This is a genomic window from Pseudomonas palleroniana, from assembly GCF_003031675.1.
Classification (GTDB): domain Bacteria; phylum Pseudomonadota; class Gammaproteobacteria; order Pseudomonadales; family Pseudomonadaceae; genus Aquipseudomonas; species Aquipseudomonas palleroniana.
The window spans coordinates 1-18,317 of record NZ_PYWX01000045.1 but is presented as its reverse complement, the minus strand read 5'-3'; the positions used below and the strand labels follow the sequence as shown (position 1 = coordinate 18,317).

The window sequence follows — 18,317 nt, the reverse complement described above, 5'->3', positions numbered from 1 at the left end:
ATGTTACGTGCAGCCGTTATCTGTGGCTTGGGTGGCTACGAACCTGAGGCAATTGTCACAAACGACATGCTCGCCGAAGAACTGGATACCTCGGATGAGTGGATTCGCACCCGTACGGGTGTGGGCCAGCGCCATATCGCAGGGGCTCACCAGAGCACTGGCGACCTGGCGATCGAAGCGGCGGCACGTGCATTGTCCAGTGCTGGATTGACACAAGTGGATGCCGTTGTACTTGCGACGGCCACGCCTGACTTTTCCTGCCCTGCGACTGCGCCGAGGGTCGCCGCCAGGCTTGGAATGAGTGGTGTGATGGCTTTCGATATTTCGGCAGTTTGTACCGGGTTTGTGTATGGGCTTGCCGTAGCCAGCTCGTTGATCACCGCGGGTGTGGTGCACAGCGTATTGCTAATTGGTGCGGACACCTTCACGCGCACCCTGGATCCTGGCGACCGCTCCACCCGGGCGCTGTTCGGGGACGGCGCGGGCGCCGTCGTACTGCGCTCCGGTGACAGTGCCGAACCTGGTGCCTTGCTTGGGTTCGACTTGGGTAGCGATGGCAGCCTGGCCGGGTTGCTAATGACCCCTGCGGTCACTCATGAAGAGCGTGCAAATCAACAGTCCACTAGCTTTTTCAGCATGGATGGACGCGCTGTATTCAACGAAGCCGTCAACCACATGACCGAGTCGGTGCAGCAGATCCTGAAGGCCGTTGGCTGGGAGGTACGTGACGTCGACCGTCTCGTTCCACACCAGGCAAACACGCGCATTCTGGCGGCAGTTGCCGATCAGCTGGACATCCCGTTCGAGCGCGTCGTGAGTAACCTTTCGGAGGTTGGAAATACCGTCGCAGCGTCCATTCCGCTGGCGTTGGTGTATGGGCATGGCGCGGGGAGCCTGCAGGAAGGTGATCGGGTTGTATTGACAGGATTCGGCGCCGGGCTCACCTGGGGTTCGGTGGCGCTGCGTTGGCCAAGGATTGTTTAAATTTCTTATTTCAGGGAGAAAAAGTATGGCTGTTACCACGGAAGACAAACTACTCACGCTGCTCAGTGATTACGCCAAGGTGCCCAGGGACAGCATTACTGTTCACAGCAGCATGCAGGACTTTGCCGACGACTCTCTAGCCATTACCGAGTTGTCGTTCAAGTTGCGAAAAGCGTTTGAGGTACCCATTGCTGACCAGGATCTCGACCCTCTGGAAACCGTTGGCGAATTACTAGAACTGGTAGATTTGCGCCTGGCGTCCTGACCCACGATCACAAACCAATGCACTGTCCTCACTCCGACCACGCCGCTCTGGCGCAATGGCAAGGGGGCATTTTGGATCAATCATCAAAGCCGTCAACGGCTGGGGGTAGATGTGAGTCAGGATTTCAATTCAAGCATCGAGTTGCAGCGGGAATCCGCTTTTTATGAGCGTGACTCCGGCGCCACAACAATCATGACCTTGGCCAACTTTCCGGATGATGTATTGCCCTTGTTGCAGATGGAAAGCCTGATGACGTTTGAGGCGATGGCCTATTTTCGCTGTGACATGTTGGTGGAGTTGGGATGCTATGACGGAAGGGCGCTGGAAATTGCCAGGCTGCTGAATGCACGCTACCTCGGTGTCGATCTTAATCCAAGGGCGATCCAGCTCTTGCAGGCTCGGATCGAGCGCGAGGGCATGTCGGAACGGGCGGGCACAATCGTCGCCGATGTGCTCAACCACATCGCTTGCGGGCAAGCGCCACTAGGCGCGCGCGAACTCTACCTTTTGCCTTTCAATTTACTGGGCAACTTTCGTGATCCGACCCGGTTGTTGAAGTCCTTGGCGGCGCGCAATGTCGCTGTAGTGATTTGCGTGTTTGGAGACAGTGTCGAAGCAAGTTGTGTCAGACAGCGCTACTACCTCAAGTGCGGGGTGGAGAACCTTGAACGCCACTCACAGGCGGATGGAATGATTTTTACCGGTATCGATGGTTTTTATTCAAGGTCTTACTCCAAGGCGGCGTTGCATTCGCTGTTGACGGAGTGCGGGCTGACGATCATTCGCACCAGTTCAAATCTGTTTGCCCACTGCGCTACGGTTTTGCCCAAGGGCGTAGGCGGCAATTCCCACTGATGGTGATTGCAACGATGCTCCGGTACGCAAGCCACAGTGTTATTTATTTTATTGTTTGAGGTTGAACTGTTATGCCCCTGATTATTTATGTTCTCGGCGCTGCAATCTTCGCGCTCACCACCAGCGAATACATGGTGGCTGGATTAATGCCTGCGTTATCGAGTGACTTCGGCGTTTCGTATGCTGCAGTGGGTTACTTGGTGACGATCTATGCCGGTGCGATGGCCTTGGGAGGTCCCTTGCTGACCGTCGCACTGCTCGCCATGCCTCGCAAGAAAGCGCTATTGGGGCTGATCGCGTTGTTCGTGGTCGGGCAGGTCATTGGCGCACTGGCACCGGGTTACGGAATTATGGTGGTGGCCAGGCTTGTCACGGCAATTGCGGCTGCCGCATTCTTTGGTGTCGCGCTGACGGCATGTTCAGAGCTGGTGGAAGGCCATTTGTTTGGCCGTGCCTCGTCCATGGTGTTGGGCGGCCTGATGGTGGGTACCGTCCTCGGATTGCCGGCGGCGACGCTGGTGGGGGACTGGTTCGGATGGCGGGTCAGCTTCGTGGCGGTGGCCGTCGTGGCCTTGCTGGTCGGGTTGCTCGTGATGAAACTGATGCCATCGCTGCCGCCGCCGCCAAGCGTTTCCTCGTTGCGTTCAGAACTGGCGGTGTTCAAGAACGGCAAGCTGTGGGAGGTTTATGCCACCAGCCTGTTGTTGATCGGTGCAACTTTCGCCGGCTTCACCTATTTCGTACCGATCCTTACCCAGGTCAGCGGTTTTTCAGCTCCGACCGTCCCTGCGTTACTGGTGGTATACGGTCTCGCAACCTTGGTGGGGAACAATGTCGTGGGCCGGTTGGCCGACCGTCACACCATTAGTGTCATCGCCTACGGCTTGGTGGCGGCGATAGCTGCCATGGTCATTTTTGCGCTGTTTGGCCAAGTCAAAGTGGTCGCAATCGCGGCGCTGGTCGTTATCGGCCTGACGGGCGTCTCAATGAACCCGGCGCTAATTACCCGAGGGGCGCGTGTCGGCCATAACAACATGCTGGTCAACTCCGTACATACGGCGTGCATAATGCTTGGCGTCATGGCGGGGTCGTGGATAGGCGGTTGGGGCATCGCTGCCGGGTTGGGACTACAGGGCGCACTATGGGTGGGCGCCGGTCTAGGGGGGTTGGCACTCCTCTCGCTGATACCGGAGTTCAGGGCCCGTACTGCTCAATCAACATTTGCGAGATAGAGGCTGGCGGATCATGCTTGTCTCCTTTCTTGTAGAAGGTAGTAACTGATTATTAACCCTTGGCTCTCTGGTTTGAGCCCCTATCTGGGTCGCCCTGTCTAGTCCTGAAATGGGTTTACACCCATTTCAGGACTAGACATTGAGCTAGAGATTCGATGTACGTCTCCACCACGTTTTTCGTGGCATCATTCTGATTAACAGGTAGCAAATGACTGGGTTTCATTTTCACGGGACAACCCAAAGAGCTCCTTGATGTTCGAACGCTATCTGCAATCCTGGAACCTGAGTGCCGACGGCGAGCCTATCGTGACGCCCGGCAGCCACTTGCTGCCCGTGCGCTGGCAAGGCTGCCCGGCGATGTTGAAAATTGCCCATACCTCGGAAGAAAAGCTCGGTGGGCGGTTGATGAGCTGGTGGGCAGGCGACGGCGCCGCGCAGGTGTACGCCCATGATGACGATGCGTTGTTGATGGAACGTGCCACCGGCCCGGGTTCCTTGATGCGTATGGCGCTCACGGGTCAGGATGACGAAGCCAGTCGGATTGCCTGCGCGACGGTTGCCAGACTGCACGCGCCGCGTCCTTCGCCACCGCAAGGGTTACTGACCCTGGACGTCTGGTTTCAGTCTTTGTGGAATGCGGCTGAGGATGAGGGCGGCAGGTTGCTCGACTGCGCAGCGACGGCGCGTGCGTTGCTGGCGGCGCAACAGGACATCGTGGTGCTGCATGGTGATGTCCATCACGAGAATATTCTCGACTTCGGTGCGCGGGGTTGGTTGGCGATCGACCCAAAGCGTGTGATGGGCGAGCGCGGTTACGACTACGCCAATCTGATCTGTAACCCGGATTTGCCTACCTGTAACGACCCGGCGCGTTTCACCCGCCAGGTTGACGTGATTGCACAAATGGCAGGCCTCGCCCGCCCACGCCTGCTGCAATGGGTAGTGGCGCATGCCGGATTATCGGCAGCCTGGTTTCATGAGGACGGAGAACGCCAGCGCGCAGAAATCAATCTTGAGGTCGTCCACCTGGCACAAAGCGCGTTGGCCCGGTAACCGACGCTACAGGCCAGTGCGGTTGAACCATCGCATCGCCGTTTCACGGCGATATTCACTCGGCGTCAGATTCATCTCGATCCGAAAGTGCCGGTTGAAGTTGGACAAGTTGGCGTAGCCCACTTCAAAGCAGATAGCCGCCACCGACATCTCGCTTTGCAGTAACAACCGGCAGGCGCGCTGCACGCGGAACTTGCGCATCAGCTCGATAAAACCATGGCCGGTGTTGCGCTTGAAGAACCTCGAGAAGCCCGCTTCGCTCATCTCCAGTTGCCGGGCGATCACCGACAGGCGTACGTCGCCGGTGAGCTCGCGGATCAGGTAGTCGAAGGCCTGGTTGATGCGTTCTGCACTGCGCGCATCCAACGTGGGGGCGTAGCAGGGGCTGGCCAGTGTCTGAACCTGCTGCTGTGGTGCGTTTTTCAGGGTGTCGAGCAGTTGCAGGAACAGGATCAGCCGTTGCAGGCCCTGGGCATGACCGATGGCCTCGATCAACTGTGCCGCCTGCGTGGCCGTGCTGCCGCTGAATGCCAGGCCGCGCCGCGCCCGTTCGAACAAGGGGCGCAAATCGCCCAGCTCCGGCAGGTTTTTACGCAAGGCGAGGAGGGCGGCGCCGTCGAATTGCAGCACCACGTCGCGCCCCTTCAGGTATTCGCCGGGGGCAAGGTCGCCGATCCAGTCGTGAGGCAGGTCCGGGCCGATCAGCGCAACATGCCCGGCGTTGAAAGCGCCGATGTAATCCCCGGCAATCAGTTTGCCGCTGCCTTGGCGGATCAGGTGGATTTCGAACTCGGGATGGTGGTTCCAGCGCGCCAGGTCGTAAGGGTAGTCATGTTCGAACCAGCGAAAGCAGCGGTCCGGTTCGGGCAGGATCACTTCAAGTTCGGCGGGGCGATGCTCGAACAGTTCGGCGCGGCTGACGGGCATGCTCATGCCTCTTTTCAAGTAAGGGAACGCCTCAAAATACGCGCACCGGCAGCCTCTGCGCTACCCAGGGTTTCGCCCTGAGCCGATACTTTTTTGATTTTGGCGACGAGGTTAAAAAAGTATCAGTCGAGCATTCGCCATGTGTTTGAGCGGGTTTGGTCAAGCTGCTGTAATCGGCCCTCAACAACAAAAACAACAGGTGGAAACCGCTATGTCCAAGCTCCCGCAAGCGTTGTTCGTGCTGGCCGGCCTGGCGCTGGCCTTGCCCAGCCATGCCGCCGACACCGTGACCATCGCCACGGTCAACAACAGCGACATGATCCGCATGCAGCGTCTGTCCAAGGTCTTCGAGCAGCAGCATCCGGGCATCCAGCTCAACTGGGTGGTGCTGGAGGAAAACGTGTTGCGCCAGCGCCTCACCACGGATATCGCCACCCAGGGCGGGCAGTTCGACGTGCTGACCATCGGCACTTATGAAACGCCACTGTGGGGCGCCAAACACTGGCTGGAACCGCTGAGCCCACTCCCGGCGGATTACGACGCCGACGATATCTTCCCCGCCGTGCGTCAGGGCCTGTCGGTCAACAACACCCTGTATGCCTTGCCGTTCTATGGCGAAAGTACGCTCACCTACTACCGTACCGACCTGTTCAAGCAGGCCGGGCTGACGATGCCCGCGCACCCGACCTGGACCCAGCTCGGTGAATTCGCCGCCAAGCTCACGGCAAAAGACCAGGACCAATACGGCCTGTGCCTGCGTGGCAAGGCGGGTTGGGGCGAAAACATCGCATTGTTGAGCACCATGGCCAACGCCTTTGGCGCACGCTGGTTCGATGAACGGTGGCAGCCTGAGTTGACCAGCCCCGAATGGACGGCGGCAGCCAACTACTACGTCAACACCCTGAAGCACTATGGGCCGCCTGGGGTTTCCAGCAATGGTTTCAACGAAACCCTGGCACTGTTCAACAGCGGCAAATGCGCTATCTGGGTCGACGCCAGCGTCGCCGGCTCCTTCACCACCGACAAAAGCCAGAGCAAAGTAGCCGACAGCGTGGGCTTTGCGGCGGCTCCCACTGAAGTCACCGACAAAGGCTCATCCTGGTTGTATGCCTGGTCCCTGGCTATCCCGGCTACGTCCAGGCACAAGGACGCGGCCAAGGCATTTATAACGTGGGCGACATCCAAGGACTACATCCAGTTGGTGGCTGATCAGGAAGGCATTGCCAACGTGCCGCCAGGCACCCGCCAGTCCACCTACAACCAGGCTTACCTGAAAGCTGCGCCGTTTGCCCAGGTGACCCTGGAGATGATGAAACACGCTGACCCTGCGCACCCCTCGGCTCAACCGGTGCCTTACGTGGGGATCCAGTACGTGACGATTCCCGAGTTCCAGGCCATCGGCACCTCGGTTGGCAAGCTGTTCTCGGCGGCGCTCACCGGCGGCATGTCGGTTGACCAGGCATTGCTTGAGGCCCAGTCGACCACCGAGCGCGAGATGAAGCGCGCCGGCTATCCCAAATAGCTACCCAATAACGCTCAAACAACTCCCCTATGACCCCCAAGGGACCACGCTCATGAAACGACTACAAGGTAAAAGCGCGCTGATCACCGGATCGGCACGCGGTATCGGCCGCGCCTTTGCCCAGGCCTATATTGCCGAAGGGGCTAGCGTCGCGATCGCCGACATCAACCTGCAACGCGCCCAGGCCACGGCGCTCGAGTTGGGCCCACAGGCTTACGCGGTGGCGATGGACGTCACCGACCAGGCCTCTATCGATGCGGCGATTGCCGCCGTGGTCGCCCATGCCGGCAAGCTCGACATCCTGATCAACAACGCGGCGCTGTTCGACCTGGCGCCGATTGTCGAGATCACCCGCGACAGCTATGAACGGCTGTTCTCGATCAACGTCGCCGGCACGCTGTTCACCCTGCAAGCCGCCGCACGGCAGATGATCAACCAGGGCCATGGCGGCAAGATCATCAACATGGCCAGTCAGGCGGGGCGGCGTGGCGAGCCGTTGGTGGCGATCTATTGCGCGACCAAGGCGGCGGTGATCAGCCTCACGCAGTCGGCGGGGTTGAACCTGATCAAGCACGGTATCAACGTCAACGCCATCGCCCCGGGGGTGGTGGACGGTGAGCACTGGGACGGGGTGGATGCGCTGTTCGCCCGGCATGAGGGGCTGGCACCCGGCGAGAAGAAGAGGCGGGTAGGCGCCGAAGTGCCGTTCGGGCGCATGGGCACGGCGCAGGACCTGACCGGGATGGCGATCTTCCTGGCCTCGCAGGACGCCGACTATGTGGTTGCGCAAACCTACAACGTCGACGGTGGCAACTGGATGAGCTGACCGCGTTTATTCAGCAAAGCTGCGATCAAAGAAATACACCGCTCCAGGCTTCAGGTTCTGCACGGTCGCCTGGGGCCTGCCGCCTTCGCCGTGCTTCTTGCGCCCGGTCTCACGCAGATATCCCGCCTCGGTCAGCTTCAACAGACGCTGACGAATACTGGTCTTCAACACCGGCCGCGCCAGCACCAGCGAAAAAATCGTGGTGGCTTCCGGCGCACTGAACTCATCCCCCAGGAACAGCAACGGCAAGCTGCTGTACAGCGACTTGGAAAACAGCCGCTCCTGGACTGCCGCGACGATCAGGTTATGGTCGAACGGTAGCTTGATGCTGCCATTTGCCAGCGCATTCAGTGAAAACCAGCCCTGGTGTTCGGCCAGCGTCACCTCATCCGCGACGATCGCCAGGTAGAAGGTGGACGACGACCAGCAACGCGGGTCGCGAAATGCGTCGCCCACGGTGCCGACCTGCTCGCACCAGGCCAGGTCCAGGCCGACTTTGGCGCTCACCCGCAAACGCTCCACCGCATCTTTGAGGCTCAAGTCTTGCACGTCGCCGTTGACCACCACGCCGGGCAGCGCCCAATGCCCGGCGAAGGGTTCGGCGTCGCGCTTATTGAGCAGCAGTTTCAATTCGCCGGAGGCGCGGCAGTAGAACAGCGCGCAGAGGTCGACGGTATGCAGGTAAGGGCTAAGTGGCATGGGAAATCCTTCGCAACAGCGGTGGCGCACAGTCTAACCAATCGAACAGATATGTCATGTACTGGTTCCAGCATAGATAAACAAATGTTTCTTGCAATGAAAGTACATGACGTGTACTTTTGTTTCCAGGCCACAGGAGAACCACCATGACCCTTGCGAAAACCGCCCTCGCTTCATTTGATGTCGATGCCCAGAAGAGCTTCACGCCACTGTGCCCCAACGAACTGCCGGTGGCGGGTGGTGACCAGATCGGCGCCGAGCTCAACTACATGGCCAGCCTCGTTGGCCACCGTGTGGGCAGCAAGGACGCCCACACCCCGCACGCACCGTGGGTGGTGACCGAGGCCAGCGCGATGTTGCAACCCACCGGCCTGCCTCACGCCGACCTCACCTGGGTCAGCCACTGCGTGCCGGGTACCGAGGGTTTTACGCTGCTCGATGAACTGCCCGCCCCGTATGACTACGACTACTTCGTCTGGAAGGGCGTCGAACCCGATCTGCACCCTTACGGTGCCTGCTATCACGACCTGCACGACAAGCTTTCCACCGGTGTGATCGAGTATTTGAAGGCCCAGGGCGTCGTGCGGGTGATCGTCGGCGGCCTGGCCCTGGACTACTGCGTCAAGACCACCGCGCTGCAATTGCTCAAGGCCGGCCTGGAGGTCGTCCTGCACCTGCCGGCCTGCCGGGGGATCAGCGAGGAGGGCAGCGTGCAGGCCGTCAATGAATTGCTCAAGGCCGGTGCCGTCATCAGCAGCACCCGCGAAGAACTGGCAGTACACGCCACGCGTTAAGGAGACTCACCATGGAAAGTGCCTACAACCACGAAACGCCGGTGATCCAGGGCTTGCTCGACACCGACTACTACACCTTCACCATGATGCAGGCCGTATTGCATCAGTACCCCAACGTCGATGTGGAATACAACTTCATCGTGCGCTCCAAGGAGAAGCTCGGCCACTTGATCCCGCAACTGCGTGCTGAACTTGAGAACATGGCCGGCTTGCAGGCCCGTGAAGGCGAATTGCGCTTTCTGTTCAACCCGCGTTTTCGCGAATACCTCACGCCGGATTACGAACGCTTTCTCGGCCTGTTCCGTTTCAACCTGCGCTATATCCACGTCAGCGAAGTCGACGGCCAACTGAATATCCGGGTTATCGGCCCGATGCTGCACTGCATCATGTTCGAACAACCGGTCTTGGCGCTGGTCAGCGAACTGCGCAACCGTGACAAATACCCCGACGTCACCTTGGAAGACGTCACCCGCAAGCTCTACCAGAAGTTCGACTGGCTGGAGAAAAACCTCAGCCGCGAGGAGCTGGCCGACTTGCGCGTGTCTGACTTCTCCACCCGTCGGCGCCTGTCGTTCAAGGCCCAGCGCGAAGTGGTGGACATCATGCGCCGCGACTTTCCCGGCCAGTTCGTCGGCACCAGCAACGCGCACCTGGCCTACGAATTCGACCTGCCATTGATCGGCACCATGGCTCACCAATGGTTGATGGTGCATCAGCAACTGGGGCGCCTGCGCGAGAGCCAGAACGCCGCACTGGAGCACTGGGTGGGTGAGTACCGTGGCCGCCTGGGGATCGCCCTGACCGATACGATCAGCACCGATTTCTTCCTCAAGGATTTCGATCTGTATTTCGCCAAGCTCTACGACGGCCTGCGCCAGGACTCCGGCGACCCCATCGCCTGGGCCGACAAAGTGCTGGCCCGCTACAAACAGTTGGGCATCGACCCGATGACCAAGGACCTGATGTTCTCCGATGGCTTGAACTTCGAGAAATGCCTGCCGATCCTGCGGCACGTGCGCGGCAAGGCCAGGTTCGGGTTTGGCATGGGCACCAGCCTGGCCTGCGATGTGGACGGTGTACAACCGCTGAGCATCGTGATGAAGCTGGTGCGGGTGCACGGCGAGCCGGTGGTGAAGTTCTCGGATGACCCGATCAAGAACGTCTGCGAAGACGCCTCGTTCTTGCAGTATGCAGCACAGGTATTCAACGTCGGCAGCGTGGAGGTGTGACATGCAAACCCAGCAACGTATCGCTCAGGAACTGAACATCGACCGCTCGCTGGTCCTGGGCGGCGAGCCCCGCGAGATCCAGCGACGTATCGACTTCATCAAGTCCACGTTGCGCCAGTCTGGTTGCACGGCGCTGGTGCTGGGCATCAGTGGCGGCGTCGACTCACTGACCGCCGGGCGCCTCTGCCAACTGGCCGTCGAGCAACTGCGCGCTGAAGCGTATGCCGCAACCTTTATCGCCATGCGCCTGCCCTACAAGACCCAGGCCGACGAAGGCGACGCCCAGGCGTCCCTGGACTTCATCGCCCCGGACCAGATCGAAACGCTCAACATTGCCGCCACGGTCGATGGCTTGATGGCCAGCCTGCGCGCCGCAGAGGCCAGCGCCAGCCATGTCGATTTCATCAAGGGCAACGTCAAGGCCCGGGCACGCATGGTCGCCCAATACGCCGTGGCCAACCTGCACAACGGTTTGGTGGTGGGCACCGACCATGGCGCCGAAGCGTTGATGGGCTTCTTCACCAAGTTCGGTGACGGCGCCTGTGACCTCGCACCGCTGTCGGGCCTGACCAAGACCCAGGTACGGCTGCTGGCCAGCGCCCTCGGCGCACCGGGCAACTTGGTGCACAAACACCCCACCGCCGACCTGGAAGAGCTGGCACCGGGCAAGCTCGATGAGCACGCCTATGGCTGTTCTTACGCCGAGATAGATGCCTACCTGATGGGCGAACCGGTGACTGAACGGGTGCGGGCAATCGTCGAGAAGGCGTACCGCCAGACAGCGCACAAACGTGCGCTGCCGATAGCGCCTGTCTGATCAACGCTCGATCGACCGACTCCAGCGCGCGTTCCACTCCGGCCGCGCCTGGTTGACCTGGTCCCAATCAATCGAAATTGCGCTCTGCAAGTAACCCTGCATGGCCTCCACCCGGCCACGGGTCTTGTTGGTGGTCGGGGTGGTCGGGTTCGACGGAATCTGGTCACCTTCTTCCAGTGCCGGCGCCTGGGCTTCGGCGGTCAGCAAAAATGCCGCGAGTTTCTGCGCCAGTTCCGGCTGGTCATTGCGCGCAATCACGCACTCGGCCACGTTCAGCACCACCGCACCTTCCTTGGGCTGGGCATATTCCATCGGGATACCGAGCAGTTTCTGAGTGGTGACCTGGGTCGGTGTGAGCGGGAAAATGGCGGCTTCGTCGGTTTGCACCATTTCAGATATTTTTGCGGAGCTGGCGATGTACTCCAGTACATTCGGGCCGATGGTGCTTGGCCAGGCCTTGAAGCCGGGCTCCACGTTGCTCTCGTCGCCGCCCTGGATGCGGTTGAACATCAAAAAACCGTGCAGGCCGAAAGTGGAGGAGGCCAGCGACTGGAACACCACCTTGTCCTTGAAGCGCGGGTCGGCCAGGTCCATCCACGAGGTGGGCGCCGCCCAGCCTTTTTCCTTGAACATCTTGGCGTTGTAGCCAAGGCCGGTCACGCCGAGCGTGACGGCCACGGCTTGATCCTTGATCTTCGCCTTGGCGGGGATCTGCTCCAGGGTCGGATTGGGCGTGAGCTTGTCGCACAGACCCATGGAGATGGCGCGGTACATGATGCCGTCATCAAGGAACATCACGTGCATCTGCGGGTTGTCTTTGTTGGCCTGGACCTTGGCGAGGATGTCCGACGACGTGCCGGGCACGATCACCACCTTGACGTTATTGGCTTTTTCGAAGGCGGGCAGCACCTTGTCGGCGTATACCCGCTCCATGGTGCCGCCGTTCATGCCCAGGTACAGCGTGGGCGCCGCCTGGGCGGTGCAAGCAAGTGTGGCGAGGGACAAGCAGGACAGTGCAATACTTAGGCTCATGGATGTTTTTCCTCTCAGGCTTGGAAACGACGAATGGAAAACGCTGCGATGGGTTGGCGGCTGGCGCCTGTGCAGACCAGGTCCGCCAGGGCTTCACCGACCGCCGGGCCAAGCTGGAACCCGGCGCCGGCAAAGCCGAAACCGTGGAGCAGGCCGGGTTGGGTGCTGCTGGGACCGATCACCGGTTCATGATCGGGGAGGTAGCCCTCGGTGCCGCTCCAGGTACGGATCGCCTGCGCGCCCTGGAGAAACGGGTACAGCTCAGTAGCGTTACGCAAGATCTCCAGCACGGCCGCTTGCCCTGGGCGCGCCGTCAGCGGGCCCAGGGCGAAGCCGCGGCCGCCGCCCAGGATGCAATTGCCGCGGGCGACTTGGCGCGCGTAAATCCCACCGCCTTCAACGCCGGTACTCACCGTCATCACCACCGGCAGCGGTTCGGTCACCAGCATCGCCGGGTGCGCCGCAGTGATGGGCACCGGCTCGCCAAACTGTGCGGCGACGGTGCCGGCCCACGCGCCGGCACAGTTCAGCAGCCAGGGCGCGTGTAAGTGCAGGCCGTTGGCACAACGCACCTGGAAACACGCTCCGTCGTGCTCAATGCCAATCACTTCGGCCTGCTCAAAGATCGTTGCGCCCAGGCGTTGCGCGGCACGCGCGAAGGCGGGCGACACCAGGCGCGGGTTAGCATGGCCGTCCTCGGGGCACAGCGAAGCACCGACCGCGATGTCGCCCACCCAAGGGAATCTGGCGCGCAGCTGCGCGTGATCGAGCAGTTGCAAGCCCAGGCCGAATCCTCGCGTCTGGTCTGCGTAAGCCTGCAACGCGGCAAAATCCGCGTGACTGCGCGCCAACTTCAGATGCCCGGAACGCACGTATTCGCCATCGATACCGATCAACCCCGGCAAGTCCGCCCAGAGCTGATGGGCACGTTGCGACAGCGGCAGTTGATGCAATGGCCGACCCTGACGCCGCACCCCGCCATAGTTGACGCCGCTGGAATGGGAGCCGCAAAAGTCCCGTTCCAGCAGCGCCACGCGCTGGCCGCGCTGCGCGAGCATCAGGGCCGCCGATGCGCCAACAATGCCACCCCCCAGCACAATGACGTCGATCATGGTTGCACCTGCACGCCAAATGGCAGCGGCTTGATCGGTGCCTGGCCGCGTAGCCGCCCGATCTGCTCAATGCCTCGGCCGCTGTGTTCGGCAATGATTTCCGCCGCCGCCAAACCGCACATGCGGCCCTGGCAGCGGCCCATGCCGACGCGGCAATGGGCCTTGACCCGGTTGATCTCCCAGTGGCCTTCGTCGACCACCGCGCGCACGTCGCCCACGCGGACTTCCTCGCAACGGCACAGGATCAACGCATCGGGCGCCTCGGCTGCCCACTGCTGCGGGAAGGGGAAGGCGGTTTCCAGGCCCTGACGAAAGCGCTGGATGCCCGCCAACTGCTGCTCCAGCCAGGCGGCGCGACGCTGATCAATGGTGATAGCCATATCTTCCAGCAGCGCCAAGGCCGCCCGCTCACCGGCCATGTGCGCAGCCTCCGCGCCCATGATGCCGGCGCCGTCGCCAGCCAGGTACACCGCGTCGGCACTGCTGCGCCCGGCGCTGTCGCGTTGCGGCAACCAGGCACGATTCAGGGCGTTCCAGGCAAATTCGCAGCCGAGCAGGTCCGCCAGCTGGGTTTCGCTGCGCAGCGCATGGGCGAAGGCCACCGCATCACAGGCCAGGCTCTGTTCAGCCCAGCGGATGGCGCTGACCCGTTGTTCACCGTCAATCTGCTTGAGCGTCACCCCCTGATGTACGGGAACCCCATGGGCCGTGAGCCAGGCGCGGTAGTACAAGCCCTTGGCCAACGTCAGCGGTTGCCCGAGCAACGCCGGCAATGCCCGGAATTGAGCGCTGAAGGGCGCGCTGTCGAGCACCGCCACCACGTTGGCCCCGGCCTTGGCGTATTGATACGCCACCAGATACAGCAACGGCCCGCTGCCGCAAAACGCCACGCGCTCACCGATGGCACAGCCTTGAAACTTCAAGGCGATTTGCGCAGCGCCAAGGCTGTACACCCCAGGCAGGGTCCAGCCCGGCACCGGCAGGATACGATCGGTGGCGCCGGTGGCAACGATGATGCGCGAGTACGCAAGGCTTTCGGCACGGCCGTGATGGAGCAGGTCCAGGCGACCGCCTTCGGCATTCCACACCAGGGTTTCGGGCCGGTAGTCGAGCAACGGCGCCAATTCATCCATCGTGCGGTGTACCGCCTCAGCCTTGCCCGCTTCAAAACCGTAAAGCTGCTTGGCCGAACGCTGGAAGTTCGCCGGTTGCCGCCGATAAATCTGCCCGCCGCCGCGCAGGCTTTCATCGATCAGGCACGGCTTGATGCCATGCTCGAGCAGGGTACGCGCCGCACTGATCCCCGCCGGGCCTGCGCCCACAATCACCACCGGCTTCATGCTTGGCGCCCCGGGTCGCGGCTGATGGCCTGGCCCTCTTCCAGGAGCGTCGAGCAGGCCCGCACGCGCCGCCCGTCCTCCAACCGTACCCAGCAATCCTGGCAGGCGCCCATCAGGCAGAACCCGGCGCGGCGCTCGGCGCTGAAATCGCTGCCCCGCAGGTGGTCGGCGCAGGTCAGGATGGCCGTGAGCAGGGTGTCGCCCAGCAGGCCCGTGGCCGGTTGCCCGTCCAGGGTAAAGGCCAGGGCAGGGCGCGTGGTTTCGGCCAATCGCTTGAACAGCGCCATCAGTGTTTCCCCACCAGTACGCGGTCCAGGCCGTAGACCCGGTCCAGTACAATCATGGTGACTGCCGTCAACCCGATCACCAGCGCCGACACCGCCGCCATCATGGGGTCGATGGATTCGGTGGCGTAGACGTACATGCGCACCGGCAGCGTTTGCGTGGCCGGTGAGCTGACGAAGATCGACAGCGTCACTTCATCGAAACTGTTGATGAATGCCAGCAGCCAGCCGCCCGCCACGCCGGGCAGGATCATCGGCAGGGTGATCTGGCGAAACAGCGTAAAGCGCCCGGCACCGAGGGATTCGGCCGCTTGCTCGGCACTGCGGTCAATGCCGATGGCGGCCGCCAATACCAGGCGCAGCACATACGGCGTGATGATCACCACGTGCGCCAGCATCAGCCAGGTGAAGCTGCCGTTGACGCCCATCAGCGCAAACAGACGCAGCATCGCCACCCCCAGCACCAGGTGCGGGATGATGATCGGCGACAGGAACAAGGCACTGCAAAAATTGCGTCCGGGGAACTGATAGCGGCTGATGGCCAAGGCGGCGGGCACCGCAATCAGTGTGGCCAGGCTTGCCGCCGTGAAGGCCAGGACCAGGCTGTTATAGAACGCCTGGATAAAGTCCGCGCGCTCGAACACCGCACGAAACCAACGCAGGGAAAACCCCGATGTGGGCAGGCTCAAGGTGTTTTCCGGGGTGAAGGCCACCAGGCACACCACCACCAGCGGCGCCATCATGAACAGCACCACCAGGCCGTGAAAACCCAGGGCCAAAGGACCGTTTCTGGACATGCGCTTAAACCCCCAGGGACTTTTTGTAGCGGCTTTCGACCATGCGGTTCCAGCTCAGCATGATCAGCAGGTTGACCAGCAGCAGCACCACCGCGATGGTCGCGCCCATGGGCCAGTTGAGTTCCGAGAGGTACTGGTCGTACACCACGGTGGCGACCATTTTCAGGCGCCGCCCGCCCAGCAGGCCGGGAATGGCGAATGAGCTGGCGGCCAGGCCGAATACGATCAAGGTGCCGGACAACACGCCGGGCATCACCTGCGGCAAGACGATCTTGCGCATCACCGTGGCCTGGCTTGCGCCCAGCGAAAGCGCCGCCTGTTCAGCCGACGGGTCGAGTTTTTGCAGCGAGGTCCACACCGGAATGATCATGAACGGCAGCATCACGTGCACCAGCGCGATGATCACGGCAAATGGCGTGTACAACAGCTTCACCGGGCGCCCGCCGAGGGCCTGGATCACTTGATTGACCAAGCCGTCGGCGCCCAGCAGCAAGCTCCAGCCGAAGGCGCGCACCACCACCGAGATCAACAGCGGGGTGAGGATCAGGATCAGGAAAATCGAGCGCCACGGGGTGCCCATGCGGCTGAGGATGTAGGCCTCGGGCACGCCGATGACCACGCACAGCAAGGTCACCAAGGCGCTGATCCAGAAGGTGCGCCAGAAGATTTCGTAGAAATACGCATCGCGCAGCAACGACAGGTAATGGGCCAAGGTCCACTCATCGGCCTTCACGCCGACCTGATAGTCGAACACGTTGAACGACAGCACCAAGGTCAAGCCCAGCGGCAGCAGCAACAGCCCGGTAAACAGGGCCAGGGCCGGCAACGACAATAAGTAGCCCCGACTCATGGGCACACCTCATCCGCCGCCAAGACGCGCAACAACTCGGCTTGCCACTGCAGGCCCACCGCCGTGCCGCAGCCCAGTGGCACGCTGCCGTCGTTGCTGCAGGCCACGGTGATTTCGCCGAGCGGGGTGTGGACGCGGTACAACCATTGACTGCCGAAGAAGTAGCGGTCGCGCACGCTGCCTTGCAGGCGGCCGAGGCCGGCGTCTACCAGTTGGATTTTCTCCGGGCGCAGGCTCAGGGTCAGTTCACCGCTGCCGCCTGCCTGGCGCACTTGCGGGTTGCCGAGTGCGTCGTAGTCGCCGGGCAACAGGTTGGCTTTACCGACGAAGTCCGAGATAAACCGGGTGCGTGGGTGCTCATAGAGTGTGTACGGCGCGTCGATCTGGGTCACACGCCCGGCCTGCATCACCACTACGCGGTCGCTGATCGACAGCGCTTCGGCCTGGTCGTGAGTAACCATCAAGGTAGTGATGCCCACGGCGCACTGGATGCGGCGAATTTCAAATTGCATTTCTTCGCGCAGGCTGGCGTCGAGGTTGGACAGCGGTTCGTCCAGCAGCAACACCGGTGGTTCGATCACCAGCGCACGCGCCAGGGCCACCCGTTGGCGCTGGCCGCCGGACAGCTCGCGCGGGTAGCGCTCGGCATGTTGCGCCAGGCGTACCAGCTCCAGCACGTTTTTGACCTGGGTGGCGATTTGGCTGGCCGGCACTTTGCGCATCTTCAGGCCGAACGCGACGTTGTCGCGCACGCTCATGTGCGGGAACAGCGCGTAACTCTGGAACACCACGCCCAGGCCGCGACTGGCGGGCTTGGCGTGAGTGATGTCGCGACCGTCGAGCAGGATTTGCCCGCCACTGACGTCCACGAAGCCGGCGATCATTTGCAAGGTGGTGGTCTTGCCGCAACCCGAAGGGCCGAGCAGGGACACGAATTCGCCTTTTTCCACCGCAAGGTCGGTAGCGACCACCGCGTCGACGGCGCCATAGCGTTTGCTCAAGGCGTTGAGTTGGAGAAATGCCATAGTGCGTTCCACCTTTTTGAGTCGCGTCGAGACGCGCTTTTTTGTTTTGGGCAGATGCGAAAGAAGTGTCGCGGGTGCGTTGGCGCTCGATCTCAAGTCGGCTGCCGATTGTTGTTCATTTCGCCCCTGTGAACGCAGATTAGGACGAAGAGCCGGAAGGGTGGAAGATGGAATTTCACTGAATGAAGTATTATTTTCGGTTTTATTCAATAGTCAGAATAGTTGAGGCTTTTTGATGGAAAATAATTCCACTGAACGGAATGTTGAGGGCAAGGAAGTCGGCGCGGGCAGTGTGTCTCGGCTGTTTGCGTTATTGCGCACGCTGGGCACGGTACCGGAGGGCGGCGAACGCGTGACCCAACTGGCGCAGCAGGTGGGCCTGTCCCAGCCCACCACCCACCGCCTGCTGCGCAGCCTGGTGGACGAGGGCATGGTCGAGCAGGATGCGCGCAGCAAGCGCTACCGCCTGAGCCTGGAGTTTTTCGCGCTGGCGGCGAATGCAGGCAAGACCGGCAACCTGCGTGACCTGGTGCGGCCAAGCCTGCTGCGCCTGAGTGCGTCCCTGGGCGACTCACTGTTTTTGCTGGCCCGCAGCGGTTTTGATGCGATCTGCCTTGACCGCAGCGAAGGTCCATACCCGATCCGCACCTTCACCGGCGATATCGGCGGGCGCG

The 18,317-nt window shown here is 61.5% G+C and carries 20 protein-coding genes; 11 read left to right on the top strand and 9 right to left on the bottom strand.

The annotated features are described in order from the left end of the window. The 5 genes from C9383_RS15050 to C9383_RS15030 all read left to right on the top strand — a co-directional run bounded on the left by C9383_RS15050 (position 1) and on the right by C9383_RS15030 (position 4,389). Positions 1–984 (top strand): beta-ketoacyl-ACP synthase III, encoded by a 984-nt coding sequence (locus tag C9383_RS15050; RefSeq protein WP_090371737.1) that lies wholly within the window; start codon positions 1–3, stop codon positions 982–984. A 25-nt stretch (positions 985–1,009) separates the two neighbouring features. Then, positions 1,010–1,249, top strand: coding sequence for an acyl carrier protein (locus C9383_RS15045; RefSeq protein WP_090371735.1), 240 nt, complete (start codon positions 1,010–1,012; stop codon positions 1,247–1,249). Positions 1,250–1,441: 192 nt separating this feature from the next. Then, entirely contained in the window at positions 1,442–2,104 is a 663-nt protein-coding gene (locus tag C9383_RS15040; protein WP_090372444.1) for a class I SAM-dependent methyltransferase, read from the top strand. Positions 2,105–2,175: 71 nt separating this feature from the next. Next, positions 2,176–3,336, top strand: coding sequence for an MFS transporter (locus tag C9383_RS15035; RefSeq protein WP_090371733.1), 1,161 nt, complete (start codon positions 2,176–2,178; stop codon positions 3,334–3,336). 252 nt (positions 3,337–3,588) lie between these two features. Then, positions 3,589–4,389, top strand: a complete 801-nt coding sequence (locus C9383_RS15030) for an aminoglycoside phosphotransferase family protein (RefSeq protein WP_090371731.1) — start codon at positions 3,589–3,591, stop codon at positions 4,387–4,389. 6 nt (positions 4,390–4,395) lie between these two features. Here the strand turns inward: C9383_RS15030 and C9383_RS15025 are convergent, their stop codons facing one another. Further along, complete coding sequence (locus tag C9383_RS15025; RefSeq protein WP_090372441.1) at positions 4,396–5,316, bottom strand: AraC family transcriptional regulator; 921 nt, start codon at positions 5,314–5,316, stop codon at positions 4,396–4,398. A gap of 211 nt (positions 5,317–5,527) precedes the next feature. On the opposite strand from C9383_RS15025, the gene C9383_RS15020 reads away from it, so the two are divergent. Further along, positions 5,528–6,838 carry an ABC transporter substrate-binding protein gene (locus C9383_RS15020; RefSeq protein WP_090371730.1) on the top strand — a complete coding sequence of 437 codons (1,311 nt, stop codon included), beginning with the start codon at positions 5,528–5,530 and terminating at the stop codon, positions 6,836–6,838. A 52-nt stretch (positions 6,839–6,890) separates the two neighbouring features. Next, on the top strand, positions 6,891–7,664 hold the full coding sequence (locus tag C9383_RS15015) for an L-iditol 2-dehydrogenase (RefSeq protein ID WP_060755353.1): 774 nt from the start codon (positions 6,891–6,893) through the stop codon (positions 7,662–7,664). Between the two features lie 6 nt (positions 7,665–7,670). On the opposite strand, the gene C9383_RS15010 is transcribed toward C9383_RS15015, so the two are convergent. Then, positions 7,671–8,363, bottom strand: coding sequence for an NUDIX hydrolase (locus tag C9383_RS15010; protein WP_090371729.1), 693 nt, complete (start codon positions 8,361–8,363; stop codon positions 7,671–7,673). A 146-nt stretch (positions 8,364–8,509) separates the two neighbouring features. Here C9383_RS15010 and C9383_RS15005 point away from each other — a divergent pair, with 146 nt between their 5' ends. From C9383_RS15005 to nadE, 3 genes are read left to right on the top strand one after another with little or no spacing between them, the layout of a single operon-like run. Continuing rightward, on the top strand, positions 8,510–9,157 hold the full coding sequence (locus tag C9383_RS15005) for a nicotinamidase (RefSeq protein WP_090371727.1): 648 nt from the start codon (positions 8,510–8,512) through the stop codon (positions 9,155–9,157). A gap of 11 nt (positions 9,158–9,168) precedes the next feature. After that, entirely contained in the window at positions 9,169–10,386 is a 1,218-nt protein-coding gene (pncB, locus tag C9383_RS15000) for a nicotinate phosphoribosyltransferase (protein ID WP_090371699.1), read from the top strand. A gap of 1 nt (position 10,387) precedes the next feature. Beyond that, complete coding sequence (gene nadE, locus C9383_RS14995; protein WP_090371696.1) at positions 10,388–11,203, top strand: NAD(+) synthase; 816 nt, start codon at positions 10,388–10,390, stop codon at positions 11,201–11,203. Here the strand turns inward: nadE and C9383_RS14990 are convergent, their stop codons facing one another. From C9383_RS14990 to C9383_RS14960, 7 genes are read right to left on the bottom strand one after another with little or no spacing between them, the layout of a single operon-like run. Then, on the bottom strand, positions 11,204–12,235 hold the full coding sequence (locus tag C9383_RS14990) for an ABC transporter substrate-binding protein (RefSeq protein ID WP_090371694.1): 1,032 nt from the start codon (positions 12,233–12,235) through the stop codon (positions 11,204–11,206). A gap of 14 nt (positions 12,236–12,249) precedes the next feature. Further along, positions 12,250–13,347, bottom strand: coding sequence for an NAD(P)/FAD-dependent oxidoreductase (locus tag C9383_RS14985; RefSeq protein WP_090371692.1), 1,098 nt, complete (start codon positions 13,345–13,347; stop codon positions 12,250–12,252). Further along, on the bottom strand, positions 13,344–14,687 hold the full coding sequence (locus C9383_RS14980; protein WP_090371690.1) for an FAD/NAD(P)-dependent oxidoreductase: 1,344 nt from the start codon (positions 14,685–14,687) through the stop codon (positions 13,344–13,346). The genes C9383_RS14985 and C9383_RS14980 overlap by 4 nt, the downstream gene beginning before the upstream one ends. Further along, entirely contained in the window at positions 14,684–14,974 is a 291-nt protein-coding gene (locus C9383_RS14975) for a (2Fe-2S)-binding protein (RefSeq protein ID WP_060755345.1), read from the bottom strand. The genes C9383_RS14980 and C9383_RS14975 overlap by 4 nt, the downstream gene beginning before the upstream one ends. Next, the gene (locus C9383_RS14970; protein ID WP_090371688.1) at positions 14,974–15,768 is read right to left on the bottom strand and encodes an ABC transporter permease; all 795 of its coding nucleotides are present in this window, start codon (positions 15,766–15,768) and stop codon (positions 14,974–14,976) included. The genes C9383_RS14975 and C9383_RS14970 overlap by 1 nt, the downstream gene beginning before the upstream one ends. Before the next feature lie 4 nt (positions 15,769–15,772). Continuing rightward, positions 15,773–16,618 (bottom strand): ABC transporter permease, encoded by an 846-nt coding sequence (locus C9383_RS14965; RefSeq protein ID WP_090371686.1) that lies wholly within the window; start codon positions 16,616–16,618, stop codon positions 15,773–15,775. Further along, positions 16,615–17,643 carry an ABC transporter ATP-binding protein gene (locus tag C9383_RS14960; protein WP_060755342.1) on the bottom strand — a complete coding sequence of 343 codons (1,029 nt, stop codon included), beginning with the start codon at positions 17,641–17,643 and terminating at the stop codon, positions 16,615–16,617. The genes C9383_RS14965 and C9383_RS14960 overlap by 4 nt, the downstream gene beginning before the upstream one ends. Before the next feature lie 235 nt (positions 17,644–17,878). Between C9383_RS14960 and C9383_RS14955 the strand changes: the two genes are divergently transcribed. Further along, the coding region (locus C9383_RS14955) for an IclR family transcriptional regulator (protein WP_146164713.1) at positions 17,879–18,317 on the top strand (439 nt) is incomplete at its 3' end.